This is a genomic window from Vibrio sp. Makdt (genome assembly GCF_027587015.1).
GTDB classification, from domain to species: domain Bacteria; phylum Pseudomonadota; class Gammaproteobacteria; order Enterobacterales; family Vibrionaceae; genus Vibrio; species Vibrio chagasii_B.
Genome location: NZ_JAPPTH010000003.1, coordinates 165,282 through 187,332, shown reverse-complemented (window position 1 = coordinate 187,332; position 22,051 = coordinate 165,282). Strand labels below are relative to the sequence as shown.

Annotated in this window: 21 protein-coding genes; 2 read left to right on the top strand and 19 right to left on the bottom strand. The window is 42.9% G+C overall.

The features are described from left to right. Positions 1-22: 22 nt before the first annotated feature. The 3 genes from OH460_RS05010 to OH460_RS05000 all read right to left on the bottom strand — a co-directional run bounded on the left by OH460_RS05010 (position 23) and on the right by OH460_RS05000 (position 2,794). The gene (locus OH460_RS05010; RefSeq protein WP_269995640.1) at positions 23-340 is read right to left on the bottom strand and encodes a hypothetical protein; all 318 of its coding nucleotides are present in this window, start codon (positions 338-340) and stop codon (positions 23-25) included. Between the two features lie 74 nt (positions 341-414). After that, on the bottom strand, positions 415-1,851 hold the full coding sequence (locus tag OH460_RS05005) for a lipopolysaccharide biosynthesis protein (protein ID WP_269995638.1): 1,437 nt from the start codon (positions 1,849-1,851) through the stop codon (positions 415-417). A gap of 16 nt (positions 1,852-1,867) precedes the next feature. After that, entirely contained in the window at positions 1,868-2,794 is a 927-nt protein-coding gene (locus tag OH460_RS05000; RefSeq protein ID WP_269995636.1) for a glycosyltransferase family 2 protein, read from the bottom strand. 287 nt (positions 2,795-3,081) lie between these two features. Between OH460_RS05000 and OH460_RS04995 the strand changes: the two genes are divergently transcribed. Then, complete coding sequence (locus OH460_RS04995) at positions 3,082-4,227, top strand: glycosyltransferase family 4 protein (protein WP_269995634.1); 1,146 nt, start codon at positions 3,082-3,084, stop codon at positions 4,225-4,227. 102 nt (positions 4,228-4,329) lie between these two features. Here OH460_RS04995 and OH460_RS04990 read toward each other — a convergent pair whose 3' ends face one another. The 5 genes from OH460_RS04990 to OH460_RS04970 form a co-directional block, all read right to left on the bottom strand. Further along, entirely contained in the window at positions 4,330-5,112 is a 783-nt protein-coding gene (locus tag OH460_RS04990) for a ribonuclease H family protein (protein ID WP_269995632.1), read from the bottom strand. 81 nt (positions 5,113-5,193) lie between these two features. Continuing rightward, positions 5,194-5,499 carry an NIPSNAP family protein gene (locus tag OH460_RS04985; protein WP_269995630.1) on the bottom strand — a complete coding sequence of 102 codons (306 nt, stop codon included), beginning with the start codon at positions 5,497-5,499 and terminating at the stop codon, positions 5,194-5,196. A gap of 46 nt (positions 5,500-5,545) precedes the next feature. Beyond that, positions 5,546-5,875, bottom strand: coding sequence for an AzlD domain-containing protein (locus OH460_RS04980; protein ID WP_269995628.1), 330 nt, complete (start codon positions 5,873-5,875; stop codon positions 5,546-5,548). 2 nt (positions 5,876-5,877) lie between these two features. Then, a complete protein-coding gene (locus OH460_RS04975) occupies positions 5,878-6,606 on the bottom strand; it encodes an AzlC family ABC transporter permease (protein ID WP_269995626.1) in 729 nt (242 codons plus the stop codon). A gap of 104 nt (positions 6,607-6,710) precedes the next feature. Next, positions 6,711-7,544: an AraC family transcriptional regulator gene (locus OH460_RS04970; RefSeq protein ID WP_004739967.1), complete on the bottom strand. Its 834-nt coding sequence runs from the start codon at positions 7,542-7,544 to the stop codon at positions 6,711-6,713. Positions 7,545-7,791: 247 nt separating this feature from the next. On the opposite strand from OH460_RS04970, the gene OH460_RS04965 reads away from it, so the two are divergent. Then, a complete protein-coding gene (locus tag OH460_RS04965) occupies positions 7,792-8,130 on the top strand; it encodes a hypothetical protein (protein WP_269995623.1) in 339 nt (112 codons plus the stop codon). 381 nt (positions 8,131-8,511) lie between these two features. On the opposite strand, the gene OH460_RS04960 is transcribed toward OH460_RS04965, so the two are convergent. From OH460_RS04960 to OH460_RS04910, 11 genes are all read right to left on the bottom strand, one after another. Beyond that, a complete protein-coding gene (locus OH460_RS04960; protein ID WP_269995621.1) occupies positions 8,512-9,390 on the bottom strand; it encodes a DUF6282 family protein in 879 nt (292 codons plus the stop codon). Next, positions 9,387-10,064 (bottom strand): RraA family protein, encoded by a 678-nt coding sequence (locus OH460_RS04955; protein ID WP_269995619.1) that lies wholly within the window; start codon positions 10,062-10,064, stop codon positions 9,387-9,389. Before OH460_RS04955 ends, OH460_RS04960 begins: the two co-directional genes overlap by 4 nt. Then, positions 10,058-12,235, bottom strand: coding sequence for an isocitrate/isopropylmalate dehydrogenase family protein (locus OH460_RS04950; RefSeq protein WP_269995617.1), 2,178 nt, complete (start codon positions 12,233-12,235; stop codon positions 10,058-10,060). The genes OH460_RS04955 and OH460_RS04950 overlap by 7 nt, the downstream gene beginning before the upstream one ends. Next, positions 12,232-12,981, bottom strand: coding sequence for an alpha/beta fold hydrolase (locus OH460_RS04945; RefSeq protein ID WP_269995615.1), 750 nt, complete (start codon positions 12,979-12,981; stop codon positions 12,232-12,234). The genes OH460_RS04950 and OH460_RS04945 overlap by 4 nt, the downstream gene beginning before the upstream one ends. A gap of 2 nt (positions 12,982-12,983) precedes the next feature. Further along, complete coding sequence (locus tag OH460_RS04940; RefSeq protein ID WP_269995613.1) at positions 12,984-13,916, bottom strand: hypothetical protein; 933 nt, start codon at positions 13,914-13,916, stop codon at positions 12,984-12,986. After that, on the bottom strand, positions 13,916-15,127 hold the full coding sequence (locus OH460_RS04935; RefSeq protein WP_269995611.1) for a multidrug effflux MFS transporter: 1,212 nt from the start codon (positions 15,125-15,127) through the stop codon (positions 13,916-13,918). Before OH460_RS04935 ends, OH460_RS04940 begins: the two co-directional genes overlap by 1 nt. Before the next feature lie 1,215 nt (positions 15,128-16,342). Continuing rightward, on the bottom strand, positions 16,343-16,651 hold the full coding sequence (locus OH460_RS04930; protein ID WP_102286390.1) for a hypothetical protein: 309 nt from the start codon (positions 16,649-16,651) through the stop codon (positions 16,343-16,345). Between the two features lie 373 nt (positions 16,652-17,024). Beyond that, positions 17,025-17,663 carry a type I-F CRISPR-associated endoribonuclease Cas6/Csy4 gene (gene cas6f, locus OH460_RS04925; protein ID WP_269995606.1) on the bottom strand — a complete coding sequence of 213 codons (639 nt, stop codon included), beginning with the start codon at positions 17,661-17,663 and terminating at the stop codon, positions 17,025-17,027. A gap of 9 nt (positions 17,664-17,672) precedes the next feature. Next, on the bottom strand, positions 17,673-18,704 hold the full coding sequence (csy3, locus tag OH460_RS04920) for a type I-F CRISPR-associated protein Csy3 (protein WP_102502378.1): 1,032 nt from the start codon (positions 18,702-18,704) through the stop codon (positions 17,673-17,675). Between the two features lie 6 nt (positions 18,705-18,710). After that, entirely contained in the window at positions 18,711-20,798 is a 2,088-nt protein-coding gene (locus OH460_RS04915) for a type I-F CRISPR-associated protein Csy2 (RefSeq protein WP_269995603.1), read from the bottom strand. Positions 20,799-20,800: 2 nt separating this feature from the next. After that, positions 20,801-22,012 carry a TniQ family protein gene (locus OH460_RS04910; RefSeq protein ID WP_269995601.1) on the bottom strand — a complete coding sequence of 404 codons (1,212 nt, stop codon included), beginning with the start codon at positions 22,010-22,012 and terminating at the stop codon, positions 20,801-20,803. Positions 22,013-22,051: the final 39 nt, after the last annotated feature.

The following is a 22,051-nucleotide window of genomic DNA, read 5'->3' as shown; positions in this document are numbered from 1 at the left end:
CTCGGTATATATAACCTCTCAGCTAGTTCTCAAATAATTTTTCATATTCTGGAGTCGATAGGTTTTCAGCAACGCCCATTTCACCCAAGAAGTAGATTGCGCTGGTTATCGTATCTATCGTTGGGTTCGATTCGCGTTCAGGAAAATCCCCCGCAGAAGAAACTGATTGTGGTTCGGATATTGAACTACAGACAAGGCTGCTACAAACGCTGTGTTGCGTTTCCAGAGATGAGAGCTCTGGGGCATCAAAATGGTGAGACAATAAATCTTGGCTGACAAGCTCAGCAGAAGCATACGATAAAGTTGAGCAAAACGCTGAAAATACAATCCACTTATTCATATATCTTTCCATAGTTAGCATTCATTGAATTTATAAATACTATCTAACCCAGCCAATAATGAACAGTGTTTTATTTAGTTTGCGTGCGAATGCTTTCCGGGTGTGAGCTTATCAAGTAGAGCCTGGGGGATAACGATCACCGAGTATTTCACAAAGACCACCAGCGTGATTAAACCAACAGCAGTACCCAGAATAAAGTCATGAACATCAACCAAAACCAACCCCAAAAGTTGATCACTAACTATCGCCACTAATGCGATACTGACTGCCATGACCCACTTGCTATGCTCGTAAGGCAACGGTTCCATCATTTGGCTTACAATATACAAAAGCATGAGTCGCACAATATAAGTGACGCAAAGAACAGTGATAACACCCCACACTCCATAAATAGGCGCTACCGCAAAATAGCCTATGGCAGCCAATACCGCACAACTACTTTGTATCCACATCTGTGATTGACTTGAGTCTCCACTGAAACAGCCTAAGTTGAGGTAGTCTCCCGCACTTTTAATAACAGTAATCGCTAGCAGTGAGACCACAATAACCCCAGCCTGATGATAGCTGCTTGGTAAAATAAGAGAAATGAAGCCCGGAACAGTTAAGATCATCAAGCCCCCTAACACTATGGCTAGGTTAACTCCGACTAAGGCTCTGTCTGCACACATTTTTCTGCCGCCGGGTTGCTGAAGCATGGCGACTCGGTTTGGAAACCACCAAAGCGCATAAGGTTGCAGCAGCAAGCCTAGAATTAGCGCAAACTTACCACTAACCGCATAAACGGCTAACTCCTCAACCCCAACAAAACTTGCCATCACCCAGCGATCTAGCCCGGTGATCATGTAAATAGAGGCACCGCCAACCAAGGTTGGTAACCCAAATTTCAAGATCTTTGCTGAATATTGAAAACAACCTAAGCTGCCCATCTGCTGCCATTGATAGCTAACGAGACACAGCATCAATAGTACACTGGAAGCAGCAGCAGAAATCAGCACGCCATCAATGCCATAACCCGCTTCAAGCAGTACAAACGTCATAATCGCCTGAACACCGGCTTTCAATACGTTAAGTTGGCAAAAACGCTTTGCCATTGCGTTCATGCGCATCAAAGTAAGCGGGATGGATATTGCCCCGTCGAGCATCGTAGGGATGAGTAGAAGAACGATCTGATAAGGCTTGAATTCAACAGGCAACGTCAGCAGCAACAGAGGCATGCTGAGCGCAATAAGCACGCCACCAAGTAAACACACCACTAAGCTAAGCGTGAAGCAGTTAGATATCAGCTTTCGCTTTTCATCGCCTTCCGCGACGCCAACGTAACGATACATCGATTCAACAATACCAAAGCTGAATAAGATCGTACCGATGTCAGCCAGTAAGACAATCGCTTCTAATGATCCATATTCTGCCAACGTCATTTTGTGAGTAATGTAAGGGATCATCACCAAAGAAATCCCTTTCATCATCAATATGCCAATAGCGTAATAGGCTGACTGTTTTAACGAACCCATACGAGTCACCGATCCCTTACCATGCAGGCTTTAGGAAACTCTTACAGTCACCTATCAAATGTCGCAATGTACGTTTTTGAGGAGCCATCACCAAAGAGCGGAAACTGTAGGCAATAGCCTGTCTATTCTGTTGTAAGCCTCGATAATAGTCTGCATAGCCCTCTAATATTCTGGCCTTTGCAACTTTAAAACTAGACTGAGGTAAATTCCATCGCTGGCTGTTGTTTTGATAACGCTGAAGAATGGTCTCTATAGAAGCTAGGTTTCTGAGCTTGAGGTCTTCAGTTTGAGTCACAGATGTTGCTCTCATTAAGTAACCCACCTCAACAGAGTTCAACACACCAATCTGATGGTTTTCGCTCATTCGAAGCCACAACTCCCAATCTTCACCATATTTGATGTCTGCATTAAAGCTATCGGTTTGCGAAAACACATCGGCTTTCACCATGACGGTTGACGTACCAATCACATTGTTTTCAATGATGAACTCTAGTGGGTTATCGATGTTGATGAACTGCTCTTCTCGATTTTGAAATTGCGACCAATAGCTAAAGCAATCAACGATGACTTCATAGTCTTCTGTTAGGTGCTCGTAGTTAGTGAAACTCATTGCCATTTCAGGGTATCGTTGGTGGAACTCGAGTTGGCGATCAATTTTTTCAGGGAACCAAAAATCATCTGCGTCTAAAAAGGCGATAAACTCCCCTGTTGCTTTCTCTATACCCAGGTTTCTTGCTTGTGGTGCCCCCACTCCCAAGGTTGATAACTTAACGATCCGGTGATCTTGAATCGACGCGAGATAAGTCGAGGTTCCATCATTGCTATTATCATCAATAATGATCAATTCGATATCTTGATGGGTCTGCTTAAGCACGCTACCAATGGCCTTTGGTAGATAGTCCAAACAGTTGTAGGTAGGGATAACAACACTTACTTTAGCCATAATGACGCTCTCACATTTGTACGTTGTACAGCTTGTACTGCATGTTCTGTGCCGTATTCCATGACCTACTGGATCGCTTTCATATCAGCCACCTATGTGCCCTTTTGCAAAATGACAAATAGCATTGAAGCATGCTCAATTCGAAATTGATTTCCATTTTGAGAAAAACAGGGTTAACCGTCGTATAAGATCAAGAAAAGCATCAAAAAGCCTCTCCCAAAAGAGCTTTAATCTTGGTTCGCATCTTGCTTAGTTAGCTGTAGTGACCTTCGTCAAGGGAGAGAAAAATGAAGAAAGTAGCGTTCGTTGCGCCGACATACCCGGTACTTAGCGAAACTTTTATCCAAACGGAAGTGGAATCCGTGAAAGCTTGTGGACACGACGTCTGCGTAATGACATTCAAAATTGAAAGCAGCGAAAAATCGTTCGACTACGACATTGTTAAAATCGGCCAAGATGTTCGTATGGGCAAAATAACCCACATTAATTGGTTAGGATTTGTCAAAGCACTGTCATTTGTCTCAAGACAAAACAGCATGCCCAAGAAGTCTCTTTTCGGGTATGGGTTTAAGCTAGCTTTACAACTGGCAGAAAAAGACATTGACCACGTACATGCGCACTTCTGCCAACACACTACTGCACATGCTATTGTCGCTGCCAAGCTGCTTAACATTACCTGCTCATTTGTCGCTCATGGGCATGATGTTTACGAGTTTGCTTATGACATTGAACACAAAATATCTTCAAGTGATTTCGTGGTCGCTGTGTGCAAAGACATGCTTAACGACTTCAACAACATGGCGAAAGGCAACGTTAAATTGTTGCACTGTGGTGTGAACACCAAGCAGTTTAAACAGCAGGTCAAAAGTGAGACTAGGCTCTTGCGTTTAGTGTTCCTCGGACGACTTGTCGAACAAAAAGGCGTGCATCACTTGATCGATGCACTAGCTCCCATTGCACAACCGCTCAATATTCATTTAGATATCATCGGAACTGGCGACTTAGAATCTCAACTCAAGATGCAAGTAGAGCATCAGGAACTTACCCGAAACGTTACTTTCCACGGGGCTCAAACACACGAATGGGTGAAAAAGAATTTGCCCAAGTACGACACTTTAGTAGCGCCGTTCTGTTTTTCAGAAACAGGCTGCGTCGATACCGGCCCCTTAGTTCTGAAAGAGGCCATGGCGGTTGGCGTACCCGTGATCACCACAAACATCATGGGCTGCAAGGAGATTGTCACTCCAGAGACTGGCTTTTTAGTGAATGAGAAAAGCGTAGAGGAATTAAGAGAAACCATCGAGCGACTGGCTCAACTAAGCAGTGACGAAAGAGCAGAAATGGGGATGAGAGCCAGAGCACGAGTTGAGACTATGTTTAACTCCCTTAAGCAAGCCCAGCAGTTATCTAACTGGATAGAGAACCCCGCTTAGTACCTGCTAAGGCTGTCGAGTAGAATAGAAAATAAAACAAAGCGTTACATTGCTCAAAGCGGTAACGCTCTAGATAATTCGTACTCTCACGAGCAGTGCTTGTTAACCCGCGCGCAATGCTAAGATCTCTGCAAGATCGTCCGTTTCGGTATAACGGCTCAAACCTTGCTCTTTCGAAGAGACCGCCACAATAGACATTCGGTCAGCAAGCTCATTGCCCTCAATACCGACGTGACCGTTCACATGGTAGATAGTGACTTGAGAAGCGAGATCTTGATAAAGTGAGTAAGCGGCTTTAATGATATCGAGGTTTTTTATCTCACCACCAGATTTAGTCCAACCCTTTTTCTCCCAGCCTGATGCCCACTTAGTAATGCAGTCTATCGAATATTTTGAGTCGCTATAAATCGCCACAGACAGCCCAGCTTTCAGCTTCTCTTTCGCGAGAATAAAGGCCTGTTCTAAACCTTGTAGCTCAGCAGTATTATTAGTCCCCATCGGTTGGTACAAGCCATACCATAGCTCAGTGAGATCATTATTCAAATAAACCGCTAAACCCGTTCCCGCTTCGCCTGGGTTAGGCTCGCATGCACCATCAGTAAAGATTTTAATATCAAATGGCATGTCAGTAATTTGCTGCTGAGAAAGAGGTGGAGTCTTTGACTTGTTTGCACCACTGGACTTCGGAAATGCAGACTTAGAACCTGAGGTAGACTTAGTCGCAAAAGACGAGCTACCACCAAAGGCTGATTCAGCTTCTCCCAGTGTTGGAAACGATTTATATCTCGCGCCCACAAAACCATCGACTTGCGCTTTACACTCATTCCAAGTGGTAAAGATACCTGGTTTACGACCTTTCCAAACCACATAATATTTCTTAGCCAAATTAACTCCTTACCAAAAACTGACGACACAAACGGTGAATCAATACATTAGAAGTCACCGAGCCACGTGTTGCAAGGTCAATCACTCAAAAACGGGTCTAAAGAAGCTACGCTCATAACTCACAATACAGTCAACTTCATCCGCATATTCAAAGGCTCGAATACACTCCGGGTCTTTCAAAGATAAGGTTCGATACTCTTCATAAGCCGCTAAACTATCAAATGAAAACAGTGCCATCGCAATATTGTTCACGCCTTCAGATGGTAGAAAATAGCCATTGTGCTGACCACCAAATTTAGCCACCAAAGGAATCCACATTTTTGCGTAGGTCTCAAACTCCTTAATCTTTTTAGGATCAATTACATATCGAACATAACAAGTAATCATATACCACCCTCAAATACTGAATAACACACCAAATTTAGATTAGCTATCAAGAGAAAAAGAAATCAATCGCCACAAGATTGTAGAACAAAAACACAGCCATACTGACACCAATGGTTAGCAGCACGTTGCCTGTTTTCCAAATCAGCAAGCCTGTCACCACCGCGCCTATCAAGTAAGGATTTTCAAAACTTGGCCAAAATGTCTGCTCTGGAGCAAACACAATCGGCCCCCAGATCGCAGTAAGCACCGCTGGGCTTGAATAGCGTAATAAACGTCGCGCCGTTTGGTTGAGTCGAAGCGGAATAGCAGGTTCAAGAAACAGATACCGACTAAAGAAAACAATCGCAGTCATGAGGAATATCGTTAACCAAATCATCTCTATTTCCCCTCCACGATTGTCTTGTTACCGTTGGTTCGCTCTTGGAACGATTCGCTGAAAAAGCCCGCTAACATACCAGCGATCGCTGCAATCATTAGCCCACCCTCAATATTGTTAACCGACATGGCAACCGAAGTGACCAGTGAAACCACAACGCACACAACAACAGGCAATGTTCGTATTAAGGGAAAAACCAACGCGATAAACGTCGCGGCTACCGCGAAGTCAAGACCGATTTCATTAAGTAACGGGATTTGGCTTCCCGCGACAATGCCGACGAAACTCGCGATGTTCCAAACCAGATAGAAACCGCCGCCCACACCCGCTGCGTACCAACGATTAAACTCTTGCTGAGACTGCCCACTACAAATCGCAAACAGTTCATCTGTTAACCAAAAACCAAGTAATAAACGCCAACGAGCTGGAAGGTGACTGATTTTATCGCGCATCGACACACTGTATAAAAAGTGCCTTGAGGTGATGAACAATGTGGTCAACAACATAGTGCCAAGACCAATGCCCGCTTTGAACATACCTGCCGCGACCAGTTGTGCGGAGCCGGCAAACAAAATCGCCGACATCGCTTGTGCTTGAAGTTGATTCAATCCAGCATCAATCGCGTATGAGCCGGCTAAAATTCCCCACGGTATCACGGCGATACTCAGAGGCATTCCCGCTAAAACGCCCTTCCACAACTGCGTGCGTCTATCCATCTTTTGATTATCCATATTGTTCTTTTCTCTCTTCACATTGGCTATTCAATGTAAAAACACGTGAGTGGATTCGATTGTACAAACTTGCTCGATTAAGCGACCGTATTTTTCGCCTACGCTCAAAGCATCTTAATGTATTGCCCCGGTGTGTAGCCATTGGCCTTTTTAAAGTGTCGATGAAAATGGCTTTGGTCGTGAAAACCACACTCTTGGGCAGTATCTGAAATGGTATGCCCTTGCTTCAACAGTTTGCGAGACAGCCTCAAACGAGACTGGATCTGATAAGCATGAGGAGGAAGGCCAAACTCTTTCTGAAATGATCGAACTAAATGAAAAGGACTTAAGGCTGCCAATTTAGATAACTCTTCCAAAGAGACATCGGCCTGCGGAAAATCATCTAAAAACTCTTTAACCAGAACAAGTTGGCGCTGAGTTTTACTATCCAACTGAGGTTTGAGGCTCGACTTGCCATGCCGACTAATCAGCTTAACCAACATCCCATACATCAAGGTTTCGCGGAGCAGTCGATTATCCGATTCATCAATCGCATTAAACACCAGCCTCAATTGATTGGCGAGTTCAGGATCTTCAACAACCGCCCTAGGGAAATAAGGGGCGCCATAATTAGGAAGGTTAAGTTCTTGAGTAATTTTGGCCAGTTGCTCTGGGAGCGGATACATCGCACGATAAGCCCAACCGCCTTCAGTTGCCGAATGACCGCTATGTACCTCATCGGCATTGACCAGAATAATGGCGTCTTGGGGAGCGATATGATGACCACCCGTTCGATAGAAACGTTGAGCACCCTGCTCTATAACCCCAAGCGTGTAACCCTCATGACTATGACGTGAGAAGTTCTGCTTTTCGTACTCAGCATTAAGGATTTCAATACCTCCGAGCTCCTCAGCGACTTTATATTCGGCCTTTTCTTTAGAACGTTTCTTGTTCTCCATAACAATTCCCAAGCCTGTTAATTATCGAGCGACTTATCAGTCTACTCTATAGGCTCTTTTAGCTTTTGTACAAAATTGCGCTTTTGGCGGTTAATACATTTTTTGACCTAGGAATTAAACGGATCAATAACGTGCTCTAATTGCGAGCAAGATCGTGCTCTTTAAGCAGTTAGCGAAGAATTGACAAATCAACGACTTAATCATGCTCATAATCCCCGCCAATTATTAGTAACTGTTCAGAGATATGATGAAGAAAGCCTTAGCATTGATCTTTTTCTTGAGCCTTACGGGTTGCACGCATAATCAGTCCAAAGCACTAAGCATGAACTCATCGTCGGTTAATACATACCCACAATCGATGTCGAACCTACAACTATGCGACACCTTGTATTACGGGCGCTCGAGCAATCAAACACTGGCCGCGATTGGCAGTGAATTTAATCGAAGAGGATTATCAAAGAGTTGGTGTGATACCGAAACCAATAAACTATATTTAACTAAGACAATTGATTGGGTTACTGAACAAGTAGACGACAAAGAAGATTCAGAGGAAGAAGCGTCGGCTGTTGTGCTGCCTGCGAATTAAGAAAACTTGAACGTTTTTGAACAAGAAAAAGGCAAACTGCAGATAGCAAAAAGCCGCTCATAAAGAGCGGCTTTTTTAAGGTGATGCTTGCAAGATAAGTCAGCATAACGAGAACCAACTATCAACGAGTTAAAATACTATTTGCACAATAAGTTCGCATAACATTGCATCAAAAGTCTGCAAATTTAAACAACGACTAAAATTCAACGTAGTAAAATTACCACACTCCGGTCAACTCTTCGAAATACATCATGTACATATGTGTAACACACTTTTAGACAAGAATGAGCTAGAGGCTTGCTCTAGCTTTGATAGTTTAAATGAGGAAGGTTGATACTCCATTCCATAGTCAACCCAAAATATCAACGCCCTAAACTCCAATTAAGGCGCCAGCATTGTTAGTGGCGTATGGAGACAAATATCTTTCTGACGTGATTTCGATAGCCCTATCTTCTCGAACCACATCTTGGATTGCTTAAGCCATTCAGGAATGTCTATCTGACAGGATTGCCCCAAATCTGAACTGTAAAGTAGGTTTGGGACAGAAGATAATACCACTGAAAAATCCTCAAAGCTCTGATAGCCTAACAGAACGGTCAGAGCCGTTTGCTCTATATATAACCAATCATGGTGCCCCAACGATATAAGCTCTTCAGCAACCATTCCTGTTATCGGGTTAGCTGGCTGATTGAGCATCACACGACACCCCCCTCCCATTTTATCTACTTGTTCAAGCAAGCTATATATCTCCTCGCGAGAGGCATGTCCAGTGGAAATGACAATATCCTGTTCTTGAGAAAAGTGGAGCAATGACTGTAAAGCAGGAAGCAGTTTACCGTCATTACCAACGATTCTCAGTGGTACTTGCGCAAAATTTTCCACACTATTGTTAGCCATTTTCCGGCTCATAACGCTACGGTGGGAAGATGTGACTACAGTCGGCAGATGCACCAACAGTCTTCCCTGATGTGGAAACTGATACTGACATAACGCTTGTTTAATTGGCTGAGTACAGATCCCCCCGGCAATTTCATTGAGTACAATGGAACCAAATACAGGTAGCTCCATCTGCTGACAAATACTTGCTAGAGCCGTTACGCTACCTAAATGATTTTTAAGCACACACCCTCCACCATAACGCGCGTATAATCGGCCTGCTTCTACAGCATGATAACGTCGCTCAAAGCTATCTGGGGAGGCGTGATAATGGACATCAACAAAACGTAGTCTGCTTTTCCAATATTGCTCAAATTCACTCATTCCTTTGAAACCTCCCACGGAGTCGAATAACTATATTGCGCACGTGCCGCTTCTAGAGTTTCACCTGAATTTATAGCGTCTAAGATTTTTTTTTCCGTTTGTTCTGTATTCTCGGCACGATAGAGAGTTTCTTCCAGTTGGTCTTTTGGTATCACCACAACACCATTGTCATCCCCAAAGAGCCAATCTCCTGGGTAAATTGAAACACCATGAATTTCTATGCAAACTTGCCTGTGGGCGACTATCGCTCGATTTTTCCCAGAGACCATATATATACCTGTAGAAAAAAGCGGATAGTTGGCGTTTTGGATTTCACGGATATCTCTGCCCGAGCCATAAATAACGGTTCCAGCAATATTTTTTCTCTGTGCTTTCGAAGTCAAAATCCCTCCCCAGCTCGTACAGTCCAGGCGACCTTGATTATCGACCAATACCACATATCCTTCAGGTACTTCATCGATATAGTTGCCAGCATTGAGAAACGTAGCAGTATCACGCTCGATCGGTGCATACTGAACTGTATAGACTGGGCCTGCCATTATGGTTCCCGGTGTCCTTGGTTTAATGCCCTGCAATCCACCAACTAAAGAAAGGCTGTCTAGCGCATCGCATACACTAGCCGTATCTATACGATTCAAACGTTCTTTTATCTCGAGTTCTTTTAAAGTCAGCATGGTAAAACCTCTCGTTGATTTATTTGTTTCAAGGCAAACCAAGCAGCATACTCTTGAATAAACAGTTCTATTTCGGGACCGCGACAAGGGAAATGAATGTCACTCGACTCTCCCTCTGAGGTCACACAACGTAATGTTGCTACTCCTTGATATTGCTTCTTATCCGAAATCTCTTGGAGAGGGGGATCGAGTGTCAAATGGATTGCCGCCTGTGGCTCCCCAACTGAGTTACCTCCCCATTGTTCTACAATATTCTGGAGTTTTTCATCTTCACCAGACCATTGTATAAAAGCAGTAGCAACAGCTAGTTTTTCACCCGCTGTAGTGTGATCTCTGCTTACAAGGAAAGTCTTCAAAATACCTTCAAGATCATCAATGACCGACTGTGGAGGCTCGTTGCTTTCATCAAATACAGCTTCTATTTGAACATAAGGATATTTCCACAGATAATGAATGTCACCATGATAGCTTGCTAAATGCTGTTCGATAACCGAGCCTGCTTCGCTTTCACTGATACCTAACAGCATCCATTGACACCGCTTTCGGGCATTCTGGACACAATCACGTGGGTAAATCGCATTTTGCAAAATAGCTGTCGCTTCGCTAGGTGGACCTGGCAAAACGATAATATGAGTGTTATTGAGAGAAAGAGAAAAGCCTGCCGCTGTGCCACGTGTATTCTCTAGGATCTTTGAGTGCTCAGGAAACAGTGCTTGGACGCGATTCGACTCATCGACGGGTACACCAAATCCGTTCAGCCTCTTTTGGATATATTGCCAAGTTGGTTCATTATGTACTAGAGGCTGACCACAAGCCTTAGCTATCGCATAACGTGTTCTGTCATCAGATGTCGGGCCCAACCCACCACAAACAACCACTAAATCTGTGTCGCCAATTAATCTATTGAGACTCTCTTCAATATCACTGGATGAATCAGCACAAACGGACTGATTAGCAACCTCATAACCATTCTTCACCAGTATTTTACTCAGGTCGGTTAAGTTCGTATTGACACACTTACCCGCCAACAGTTCATCCCCTATAGTGATCAGTGCAGCTCGGTTGGATGTCTGTTTGTCAGTTAACGAGCGGATTACAGCTTCAGCAACTTCCCGAGTCGAAGCACTCCCACCAAAGTCGTAACTAATCTGCTTTCTCTCACGCATAACATGTTTGACCGCCTTTTCAACACGCGCTGCTTCAGTATTAAAACCAAGGTATTCCAACATAAGAGCTATAGTTAAGAACATGGCACAAGGATTCGCTTTGTTCTTCCCTGCCATTTTTGGTGCACTCCCGTGTACGGGCTCAAAATAAGCGATATCAGAACCAACATTGGCGCTCGGTGCCAGACCTAACCCCCCCATAACTCCTGCCGCCAAATCAGATAGAATATCACCAAACATGTTCTCAGCTACAATGACGCCAAATTCATGAGGCTTTTTCACTAGCCATAATGCCACTGCGTCGACATTATGGATATCCGCCTCGATAGAAGGATAACGGTCCGCAATATCAAAGAAAATCTCTTTAGCAAATTGTCCACTTTCACGCATCACATTAGGTTTATCTGCAAACGTTACGCGTCGCATGCTGTGCTTTATCGCATAATTGAAGGCTTGTTCAAACAACCTCTCTAATCCATAACGAGTCTGAAGCCTAACACTCCAAGCAGCTTGATCTGGTCCATGATATGCCAAGTTTTCATGTATTAGCCAGTCTTGAGCATGTTCCGGTATACCAAGATAATCAAACCCCGCATAAAGCCCTTCAGTGTTTTCTCGTATTACACACAAATTGAAAGGTTTTCGGTCACCGGTAACATAACGTATCGGTCTGATATTTGCGTATAAACCAAGCTTCTGTCTAAGTTGGATAACAGGTGATATGTAAGGGTGTCCCTTACCTTGTAACGAAATTGGTAGTGCTTTCTCCGCCTCAAATTTTCCTTTACTGGTAACTGCACCCAACAAGACAGCATCTGATTGACGGATCTGAGACCACGTTTCTTCGGGAACAGTATTGCCTTCTTTTTCCCAACACCGCCAACCAATATCACCATACGATAGTTCAATCGGTAAGTTGAGCTTATTCAAAATAGGTAAAGTGGTATCGCAGACTTCCTGACCAATACCATCACCAGGCAAGACCAGTATTTGTATTTTTTTCATAGTGAAATCCATTGGGTTAAATATTTAGCGACCTGTTTTGGATTGTCTGCCCATGGGCGCATCCCTGCATTATGAATAGAAACAATCTCATACCCCTCTCTCTCAATACAGATTTGATTAGAGGCCGTGACCATCTGAGATTTATCGCCAACCATCAATAAGCATCGGCCTTTAAACGCCTCTAGATGATTCCTAGAATTTAGCCTTCGGAGCAATGTGAAGCCATTCAACATCCTTTGTGTAGCTAATTCATGATCGCACGCAGCTGGTGCAGGAATCATCTCAACAAACGTGCCAGTTGGAGCCACCCATTGGCCAAGCTGGGCAAGGGCGTCAGGAAGCTCACAATTACGGAGTTTTGCGATCAATTCACCTAGCTTGGTAGTTAGTTCTATTGTCTGCTGCCCCGGACCAGAGACCGAGAACAAGTGACTCACTGAAGGTAGATGAGCAGCAACACACTGAGCTAAAGCCCCTCCAAGCGCAAAACCACACAGTAGGAGCTCTGAGTTAGCAGACACCTTCAAAATTGCTTGCTTTATCTCTTCGATGGATGTGTTCGCTTCATCAGTGGTACAAACCGACAAGGTGTCGATTACAGCGACACAATAGCCTGCCTGATTCAAATGTTGTGTTAGGGGTAAGCAAAACTCTCCTTTGTCCCAAACTGGCATAACCGGCGATAGAACAACAGCCTGCTTTAGCAGGGAAGAACTCACTTCAGGAGAAAAATATACAACGTTCATGACTAAACCTTCTGTAATTCGCCAGCGACTCGCAAAGCGAAACCAATATCACGAATGTTATTAAGGTCCGGGTGAGATTTGTATTCCACACTAAGGTTTTTCATTCCAAGAATCATATCTAGAATACAGTGCTCTGAACTTGAAAAGCTCTGATCGGATTTCAGACCTTCGAGTTGCTCGAAGATATGCTCTAGAATATATCTGTTATCCGAATTGAGATTATTTATGTAAGAAATCCAGCTTTCTAGACTCAGATTACCTGAACCTTTACCCATACCATCTAGAGAACTGTCAATAAACCTTGCCCCCGCTTTATATGCTGCAATGCTGTTTGACATCGCTAAAGACAAGTTATCATGGGCATGAAAACCAATCTGCATGTTGGTCGTATTATTTAGTGTCGAGACGTAGTTAGTGACCGATTCTGGCGTCATACTTCCATTAGAGTCAGCGAGGTAGAACACATCCGCTCCAGCCATCTCAGCTTTCCAAGCTAATTCAACTAAACTTGTTATTGACAATTGGCTGACACGGGTCGCGTTAACGCATACTTTGAAACCTCTTTGCTTAGCGTACTGAACATAGTCATACGTTGCTTCAGCACTACTAGCGTTGAGACATAAACGTAGCATACCTACACCTGCCTCTTTCATTTCATCTATATCCTGATATGAAATGTTATGAGCATGGGCAATCATACAAATATTAGCATGTGGTACAGCATTGTGAATCTCACGTATATATTCGTTTTCTCCTCGCCCGGTTATTCCGATATTCGAGATAGGTTTAAAAGATCCATTCCTGTAGCCTATTTCAATCCATTCGATTTGACTATCCGCGACCCTTTTTACATGGGTAATCGCATATTGTAAGGAAAAGTTAAAATTATTCTGGTAACCGCCATCACGCAGTGTGACATCAATGTTATTAATCATTATTTTATATTACCTTTTGTTTGTAGCTGTAGATTGAACTGAAGCTGTCCTAGTTGATATATGACAAAACCAAGCAGGGATACCCCTCCAATGATCAGTCCAGTGGTGTGTAAGTCGTGATTCGAAAACTGTCCAATATAATGTGATGCAATTGCTGCAGAACCGAGTTGTAAGCTGCCCATCACACCAGAGGCTGTACCGGATAGTTCAGGTTTAGCTGCAATTGCATTAGCAGTACCCAGTGGTAAAAGAAAGCCATTTCCGAAGGTCAGTATGGAAATTGATAGTATGCTGGTGACAATAGGTGAAGGACTGATCAACATCTGGAGAGCAAACATGAACCCACCCAGCATAAAAATTAGATAACCTTTCTGAATGGTACGCTCAGTCCCAATTTTTCGACTAATTTTCTTAGCAGCAAGATTACCCAATACATAAGCCAAAGAGAGTGTTATGTAGGTATACCCAATAAGATTTACTGAGAGCCCCATAGAACTAAATAAGTATGGTGACTCCACTATATAGGCAAAATAACTGGCGTAAGCAAAACAAGGTATCAGTGCGAAATGAAGAAAGCGGCGATGAGACAACACTGCCAATATATTGCGAAATAGGGTTACAGGATGAAAAGGTATGCGTTTTTCGCTAGGCAAACTTTCACTAAAACGAAACAAAGTAAGTAAAATCGTGATAGCTATAAATAATGACATAAATAAGAAGCATGACTTCCACCCAAAATAGAACGCTAATTGCCCCCCCAACATAGGAGCTATTGCTGGAGACATTCCCACAAAAGGAAAAATAATCAGATATAGCTGCCCCGCCTGCTCTCGATCGTAAAGGTCGCTCATGATAGCTCGGCTTATCGTGATACCCGCACATGCTCCTATCCCTTGGAGTAATCGGAGTAAGTAAAGTTGATCCACAGACGTTGATACGAATATCCCTAAAGTCGAGACAAGCCAGATAGCAAGTCCAATCAACAAAATATTCTTTCGGCCAAAGCTGTCGGAAAGTGGACCATATATAAGTTGGGATATAGAAATACCAAATAAAAAAATTGCAATTGCGCTTTGAATGTCGCTTTCAGTTGCCTGATAAAAATCCCCCATAGATTTCATTGCAGGCAAAAATATATCTGTAGATATCAGCCCACCAATTGACAAAAAGCAAATAAAGATGAGGAATGATGTTGATGGCTTATTTTTCAATTTAAATTACTCTTAATGCTAATTTATTTACCATTGTACTTACCTATTAACCTTAAGGATGAACACGATTTATCTTTGCTTTTTTAGCCAAAAACACAGAAATATCGCTTTTAATCAAAATATTACCAAGATCAAGTAAGTTATGACGTATTGCTTACCAGCCACTTTCTGCTACTTATTCAAATTTGATTCCTTAAAACCAACACACGATATTAGCCAACAAGAATATGAACAAGAACACTATGAAAGTGATTTCGCATTATTTATACACTCTTGTTACATTTTTAACACAGGCGAAAAATAAGATTTCAAATTTAACATAAGTTAACATGGGAAATGCGAATGATAATCGATATTAAAATCATATAAATAGACGTAATATAGCGAAATGATTGTCTCCAGAAGCTTTGGACAATGAGTTAAGTGAGTACATTCACTAACGAAGTGAACAATGGCAACTAAGAAAATACGAATCAAAAGTGCACCTGAAGTTGAGACGAAGCGCTTAAGTAAGCGGAGTTAGGCAGTGTCGTTGCAACTGTACGACAACTATCGTTCTATGAATCTAAAATCTATAGATGGCGTAAAGCCGTCAAAAAAGACTCTAAAATCAGCGATATTGAAAGAATTCTTTCCTTGAAAATGCCAGACTCAAACGATTATTTCCTGAGCAATCTGAAGAACTAGATATGGTAAAAATGTCCCACCTCCTTAGCGAAAAATCTAAAGCAAATTGCTATGATTTGATGCTCGAACACATGATGCAATATAGGATTATTCGTATGGCTAAGGTGTTTTTTTTTGGGGGGGGGGGCTTTAAGTAGGTTTTATTATTGGACTGCTAATCTCCATAAAGTCAACCCATGTAATGACAAACGCAAGCAGCTTGATAGCAAAGTTCGAGAAATATTTGCTGATAAAAAGGAACATGATGGTGCAGGGCTACTCAAAAAGAACTTGAAGAAAATGTAAGTAAGCGCGTTGAAAAAACGGTTGCCGCGAGTATGAAACGCCGAAACGACATCATTAAGGCAGGAAGTACGTAGCCGTTATTATCGACCTATACTTATAGCAAGTAGTTGGCTGATCAATGAGTATCAGAATGACTGCAACTTTGGTCTATGATGAAACAAGCTTGGGGCACTTTCGAACTAGAAAATACCACGGGTTAAATGGCCAATAGGCTCGCCTCAGGCTTTTCTGTGCTATAAATTTTCAACTCTCATTCCAGTGAAACTCTGCATCAACAGTCATTGGGAGACCATTTTTCATCGCGTCCCACAATACAGGAGCAAAGGTTTTAAGCGTTTCTATATTTGAGTCTTTATACTGATCACAGCTTGAGTCTTTACCAAGTTCTAGCCATTGCTTTACCGTATATGCATCAGCACCTTCATAGAGCCAGTCTCCTACATCTTTTTTGACTGACTCCTCTGTACCTGTTTTGATAAAGACATGCCGGCCTTCACCAGTTGCATGATAGTCAATCACTACAACCTTAAATAAGTTATGCTCTGCTTGCATGTTCTCTAAAAACTCCTTTTAAAAGAATCACTTTACCCATCAATACCAAGCCTATGTGTGAAGCAATTTAAAGTTTAGTATAACAAGATAAAGCTCTCACCAACTTTAAAAACAAAAACCATCAAGTTTAAACTTGATGGTTTTTATTCTAACTGCTTGTTCAGCAGGTTGGTTGCTTTCTTCCTGGCCTATTCTTAGCTGCCTATGCGGCAGGACACGCATATTCACTTGTGGGACCCGAGCAGTCCATATTCTTAGCTGCCTATGCGGCAGGACACTGTTAACTATAGTCACTAAACCGTTAATGCCACGGGTTTTACATCACAAAACCCCAAAATACCCTTTTTCTTATTACATTTATAAGTCATTGTTTTTAAATGTCTAAAACATAACTTTCAAAAAAGGGGCAAAAACGTAACTCAGGTACCGTGCCTTTTCTTTCTTGATTGGTGGCTAAACCATAGCTATTAAAGTTTGCTGTACCGCGCTCACCGACAAACTCCTTTTGTACAAACAAATTATAATCTTCCCCTGATGAACCGCTGGAGATTGGGATTCGATGAAAACTATCGATGATTCGCTCTTCATTAGTGGCTGGTAACGATGGTTCAGCACCAGATAGTTCGGCTCTCGCCATGCTACGTTTGATTCGGCGTTTCTTAGAGCCCAAAAAGTTTTTCCCAATCGTTTGGTTACGGACAAACCTCACTTCAGCCGCAGTGTCTGGTACCTCACAGACACTGGAGATCTCAAACAAACCTTCATTTACCATCACAGAGAAATAGGGCTGAAAAGAGAGTCCAACCATCATCTCCTTATCTTCGGCAACAAAGGCAATAGTTTGGCCGACTGTCGATTCATTCCAATCAGGAAAGCTCACGCCAATCCTATTCATCGCTTGTCGGTTATTGACCATAAACAAGTGCATTTGGGATATACACCGTCCTGCCAATAATTCGTGGTCGGCTTGTGCAGGCATGTAACGTATTAAGAAATAGTAACGCTTAGTCATATCTATCCCTTACTTCGCTTTGGAACAATTGAATAGGCCGCCTTTGATCAAGACAGACATGATGAAATGCACATCATTTGGGATGGCTTGAGAAGCTGTCATACTTTCAATCCAGTTCTCTGTATGTCTGAGCAGTTGATAGAAGTCATTTCCATGGGACACGTGTCGCCTTGCTATAACGTATTCTCGATCTGCCCCATATTCGTTCACTCTTAATGGTTTATCTGCGTTTTCATGCCACCAATCGTCAATCGATTGCAACGCTGCACCAACTTTTTGACCATGAAATGCAACAGTTTCCTTTCCGTCCAATAGTTCGACAGTAGCTAACTGCTTAGTAGGAACACCATCTTCTCGGCTATCCAAAAACTCTTGACTTGGGTAAACCTCATCTCCCCAACCAACTCCAATTTTAGCTTTGACATCCATATAGAAATATTCGGTTGGGTCAGACAGGGCTCGCATCAAATAGGCTGTGAGCTTTTCTAGGCATTCTGCTGAAGCCTCATCCCAATGACCATACCAAGAAAGCTTTGTTGCGTTTTCTACAATCAAGGCTTCTGAATCACTGATGGTCACTTCTATCGACAGCTTTCGACACTCCCTGTTTCTCCAAAGCCAACGGCCAAGCAGTATATTCTTCGCGTATCGATGAGCTAACTCATGATAGCCATTGAGCTCTTTATAAGTATTAGCCAGTAACGAAAGCTTACTGCGCACTTCATCATCACTACAGATATCTGGGGTTAGAGAATTGGCTCGAATTCGAAGCGGGAATGCACAGTAGATATCATCAACCCCAGGTTTGACATAACACTCTTCGATGAACTGAGGATTGGAATGAGCTAAATCTTGTGGAGCAACATTCTTTTTTACAAACTTGCTCCCTTTATATGCTTCTGCATAACCACCTTTTGGTGCTCGCAGCCTAGTTCTATCAATTTCAAGGGGACACATCTCACCACTTTTCGAAAGATGGTAGAAATATGCTTTGCCAGCGGAAAGAGAGCGTACGTAGTTCAGCTGAGTACAAAGTTCCATAAACGATTAATCCCTATAGTTTTTTATAAGAATAGTTTCGCTACTGCATTCTATCGACCAAAAGGCATGGTTTAAAAAGTGATCTCTTCCACTAAAACGTACTTCTATCGGGTTTACTCGCTGAGCAAGCCCTATCGCATTCTCTGCATAAGCGTGACAACTGGTGATTGAGTTGCCCCGTTTAGTTGGTTGTTCTAACAAATGGTAGCCAATAGAAACTGGCAAATTATCAGCGTCTTTAGTAATAAAACGCTCTAGCTCATCAAAATCACTCGGCTGGTTCTCACTTGGATATAACCATCGTCCGTATGCTGGCAACCCTTTTATGACATGGAAAAGCTCGCTCCTACTGGTAAACGTCCTTAGCCACTCAATCTGCGTCGATAGCTGTGGTTGGTATAATGCCCCTCCGGCAAAAGCTACGGGAAGTGCCGTTTTAAGCGCGGACTTAAAATCTGAAATTCGGCTGTCACTGTGGACTCTGATAACTAAGTCTATTTCTAGGTCCGCCAATCGTTCACTACGAATAGTTGGTCGCTTCGCGTTAGAAACCGTTCGTGCTTTGGCGACTGAGTTGGGCTCGGTAAGCTTCGCTGTCGGTTGAATGTTCTCGCTTCGAATATAAAAAGAGAAACTCGAAAACTCAAACGGGGAATCACAATTAACTAGCTTATTAAACTCTCTTTGATAATGGTGCATGAACCCCCAAATAGCCGTCAAAGAAGGAGCACCACACAGGTATGGGCTACTCATTGCGACCGCATCTTGCACTCTCATTGATGACAAATAGATATACTGCTCACCCGTTACCTTATCTTCCTTTCCATTTGGTTTACTGAGTTGTTCAAGTACCCATACAATTTGGGCTTTGGCGACCTGCATAAGCTTAGGATGATAGGCAAACTTTGCGGCATACCTATTATTTTGAAACGCGAGATGTAAGCGGCAGTTAAACTCACTAGCTAAAGAGCACAGATCCGATTCTGGTAGCGCCAAAAAGGCTTGAGCTAAAGTATCATCATGTTCCAATTGCTGTTGATTAGGGTCAGCATCAACGATATCTCTTAACTCAATTAATGGAAGCATCCACAGGGCTATCTGCTTTCGCAATATCTTACTTCTAACCTTACGAGCGCTCTCCCTTTGCTTCTGTGTTTTTGATGGCTCTGAACCAATTAGATGATTTAACACCTGACAAAATTTGGCGTTAGTTACCTGATAGTCATCAAAGTAGTGACCACTCTTTTTGCGACTTTCAGTTAACGTCCCACCCTGCGCTAGTTTGACGTCTAGCGGGTAGTTAAGGACTTTCATATGCCCACCTAAACTGCCACACAGATTCCCGATACTTGCCGAGTTTGGCAATGACGAAGACATAAAGCTGAGTTTACTTTCCTGACTTCGCGATCTCACTTCTAGCTCACTTTGGATGGCATGACTGACCACTGGGGTCACCGAAATATACCCCCCCTCCCAAGGAAACCGTAGCTGCTTACTGTAAGAACTGACACTATCGGGAAAATGATTATCAGGGAGCTGCTTTTCAATTGTATGTTTTAAGCGAGCGAGTGACTTAGCACCTAACCCAAATTCTTTGAGCAACTCAATCCAAACGGGGCTTTCTTGCTGTATAAGAGAAAGAATGCATAGTCGCTGTGATTGCCAACTAAAAGGATTCAATAACCACAATGTGTGACGATACACCGCAGAGTTATGCGCCCACCCCAAACGTTGCTCTAATACTGAGCTTGAGATAAACGCCTCGGTTGTAGCAAGAGGCTGTGCAATTATCCGCTGATCTTTAACTCGGCAGTCTGGAAACTTGAGATTATGAGTATGGAACCATTTGATTTCACCAAGGGACGCCTCTAGGTTCTCAGCCGCTTTTAAATGCCTTTTAGCTCGGGCAACATCCAACCAATCCAAGCATCTATCTGATTGATGGCTTGAACTGAGATTGAGCAAGATCGTTAGCGCTTCTTTTTCACACCCATCAACACAGACATCTTCCGTATTGGGCATGAACATCTTCTTTAAAGCAGACTGCTTTACTGCTTCGTCTTCAATTGTTAATAAGTCACTTAATTTCGTCATAATTACCACTCAGGTAGATACACACTTAAACCATCACTTTCAGAGCTCATTCGAGTCAACTTTGTTTCGATGACACTTCTTAAAGTAAACGCCGATTCATGACTCGCTATCTTTGTATGCATTCGCGGCCTGATCGCGGCTTTAATCTCACCAAACTCATACAGCCGATACACTTCATCCGTTGTACAAGAGAGCAATGTAGAAGCTTCTAAGGGGCTGAGCAGTACATCACCGATATTTCCTTTCGCGCTTGAAGGCACTGTTGCAATTAGCTTTGTAAAGTAAGCTAACACCTGAGTAAGCACGATATTGTGACTCAACTGTCGACTGGGTAACTGGCGACAATCTTTAAGCAGAGCACCAAAGGCTTCATTGAAAAACATTTTCTTCCAATCTTTTATTCGAACGAGTTCCGCCTTCTCCTTCAAGGCATCGAGGTCTTGCCACAATGCTGTTGGCCAAGAGCCGCAGTATTCGATGAATGATTCGAAACTGAAGTCATCAATATTGCCATAACGATTTACATACCAAAGTAAAAAGCCATAGCGCTCAGATAACGTCATTTCTCCTTTTAGTAATCCCAAGGGTTTTGAATCATTCCCTGACAACCATTGAGCAACTAATACCTCAACCTCTGGCGCATCTTCTACTGGCGAGTTTCGGAGTTCATAACCGCATTCACATTGGCCAATACTCTCGGTACTTTGGTATTCAAGTCTCGATTTACACTCAAGGCAGTGATGAACCAGTTTACAACCATGGTGTTCACAAGCTTGGTGAGAAATAAATTTCCACTGCTGGAGAATGTAGGGGGCTTCGTCAATACACAGAGGGCAGATAGGCGTGAAGCGTTTGCGAAGAAAAGCATAAGGGTAATCAACCCCGAATCTATGTACAGCTTTGTATTGCGGAGAGAATTGAGCTTTTGAATGTGATAACGCTAGGCGCAGTACACCAAAGTTGTTGAGCTTTAATTGGTTCTCAAGATGGATAAGAACCCGCACTCGCATTTGGCTTGTGGTTTGAGCATGGTAGATATTGACTCGGTTGAGTTCTAAGGGGAAAGCACCAGCCATCGCCTCATGCTGATCCATGGTGTCGAACCAGATATCTTCGGCGAAATGAGAAAATCGCTCGCAACCTTGCTCTTGCGATAAACGCAACAAGAAGCTTTCGAGCGATTCGTCAGGGTAAAGTTGAATGTCCGTTTTCACATGCCACCACTAAAACTTAGAATGTCTAAGTTTTAGTTT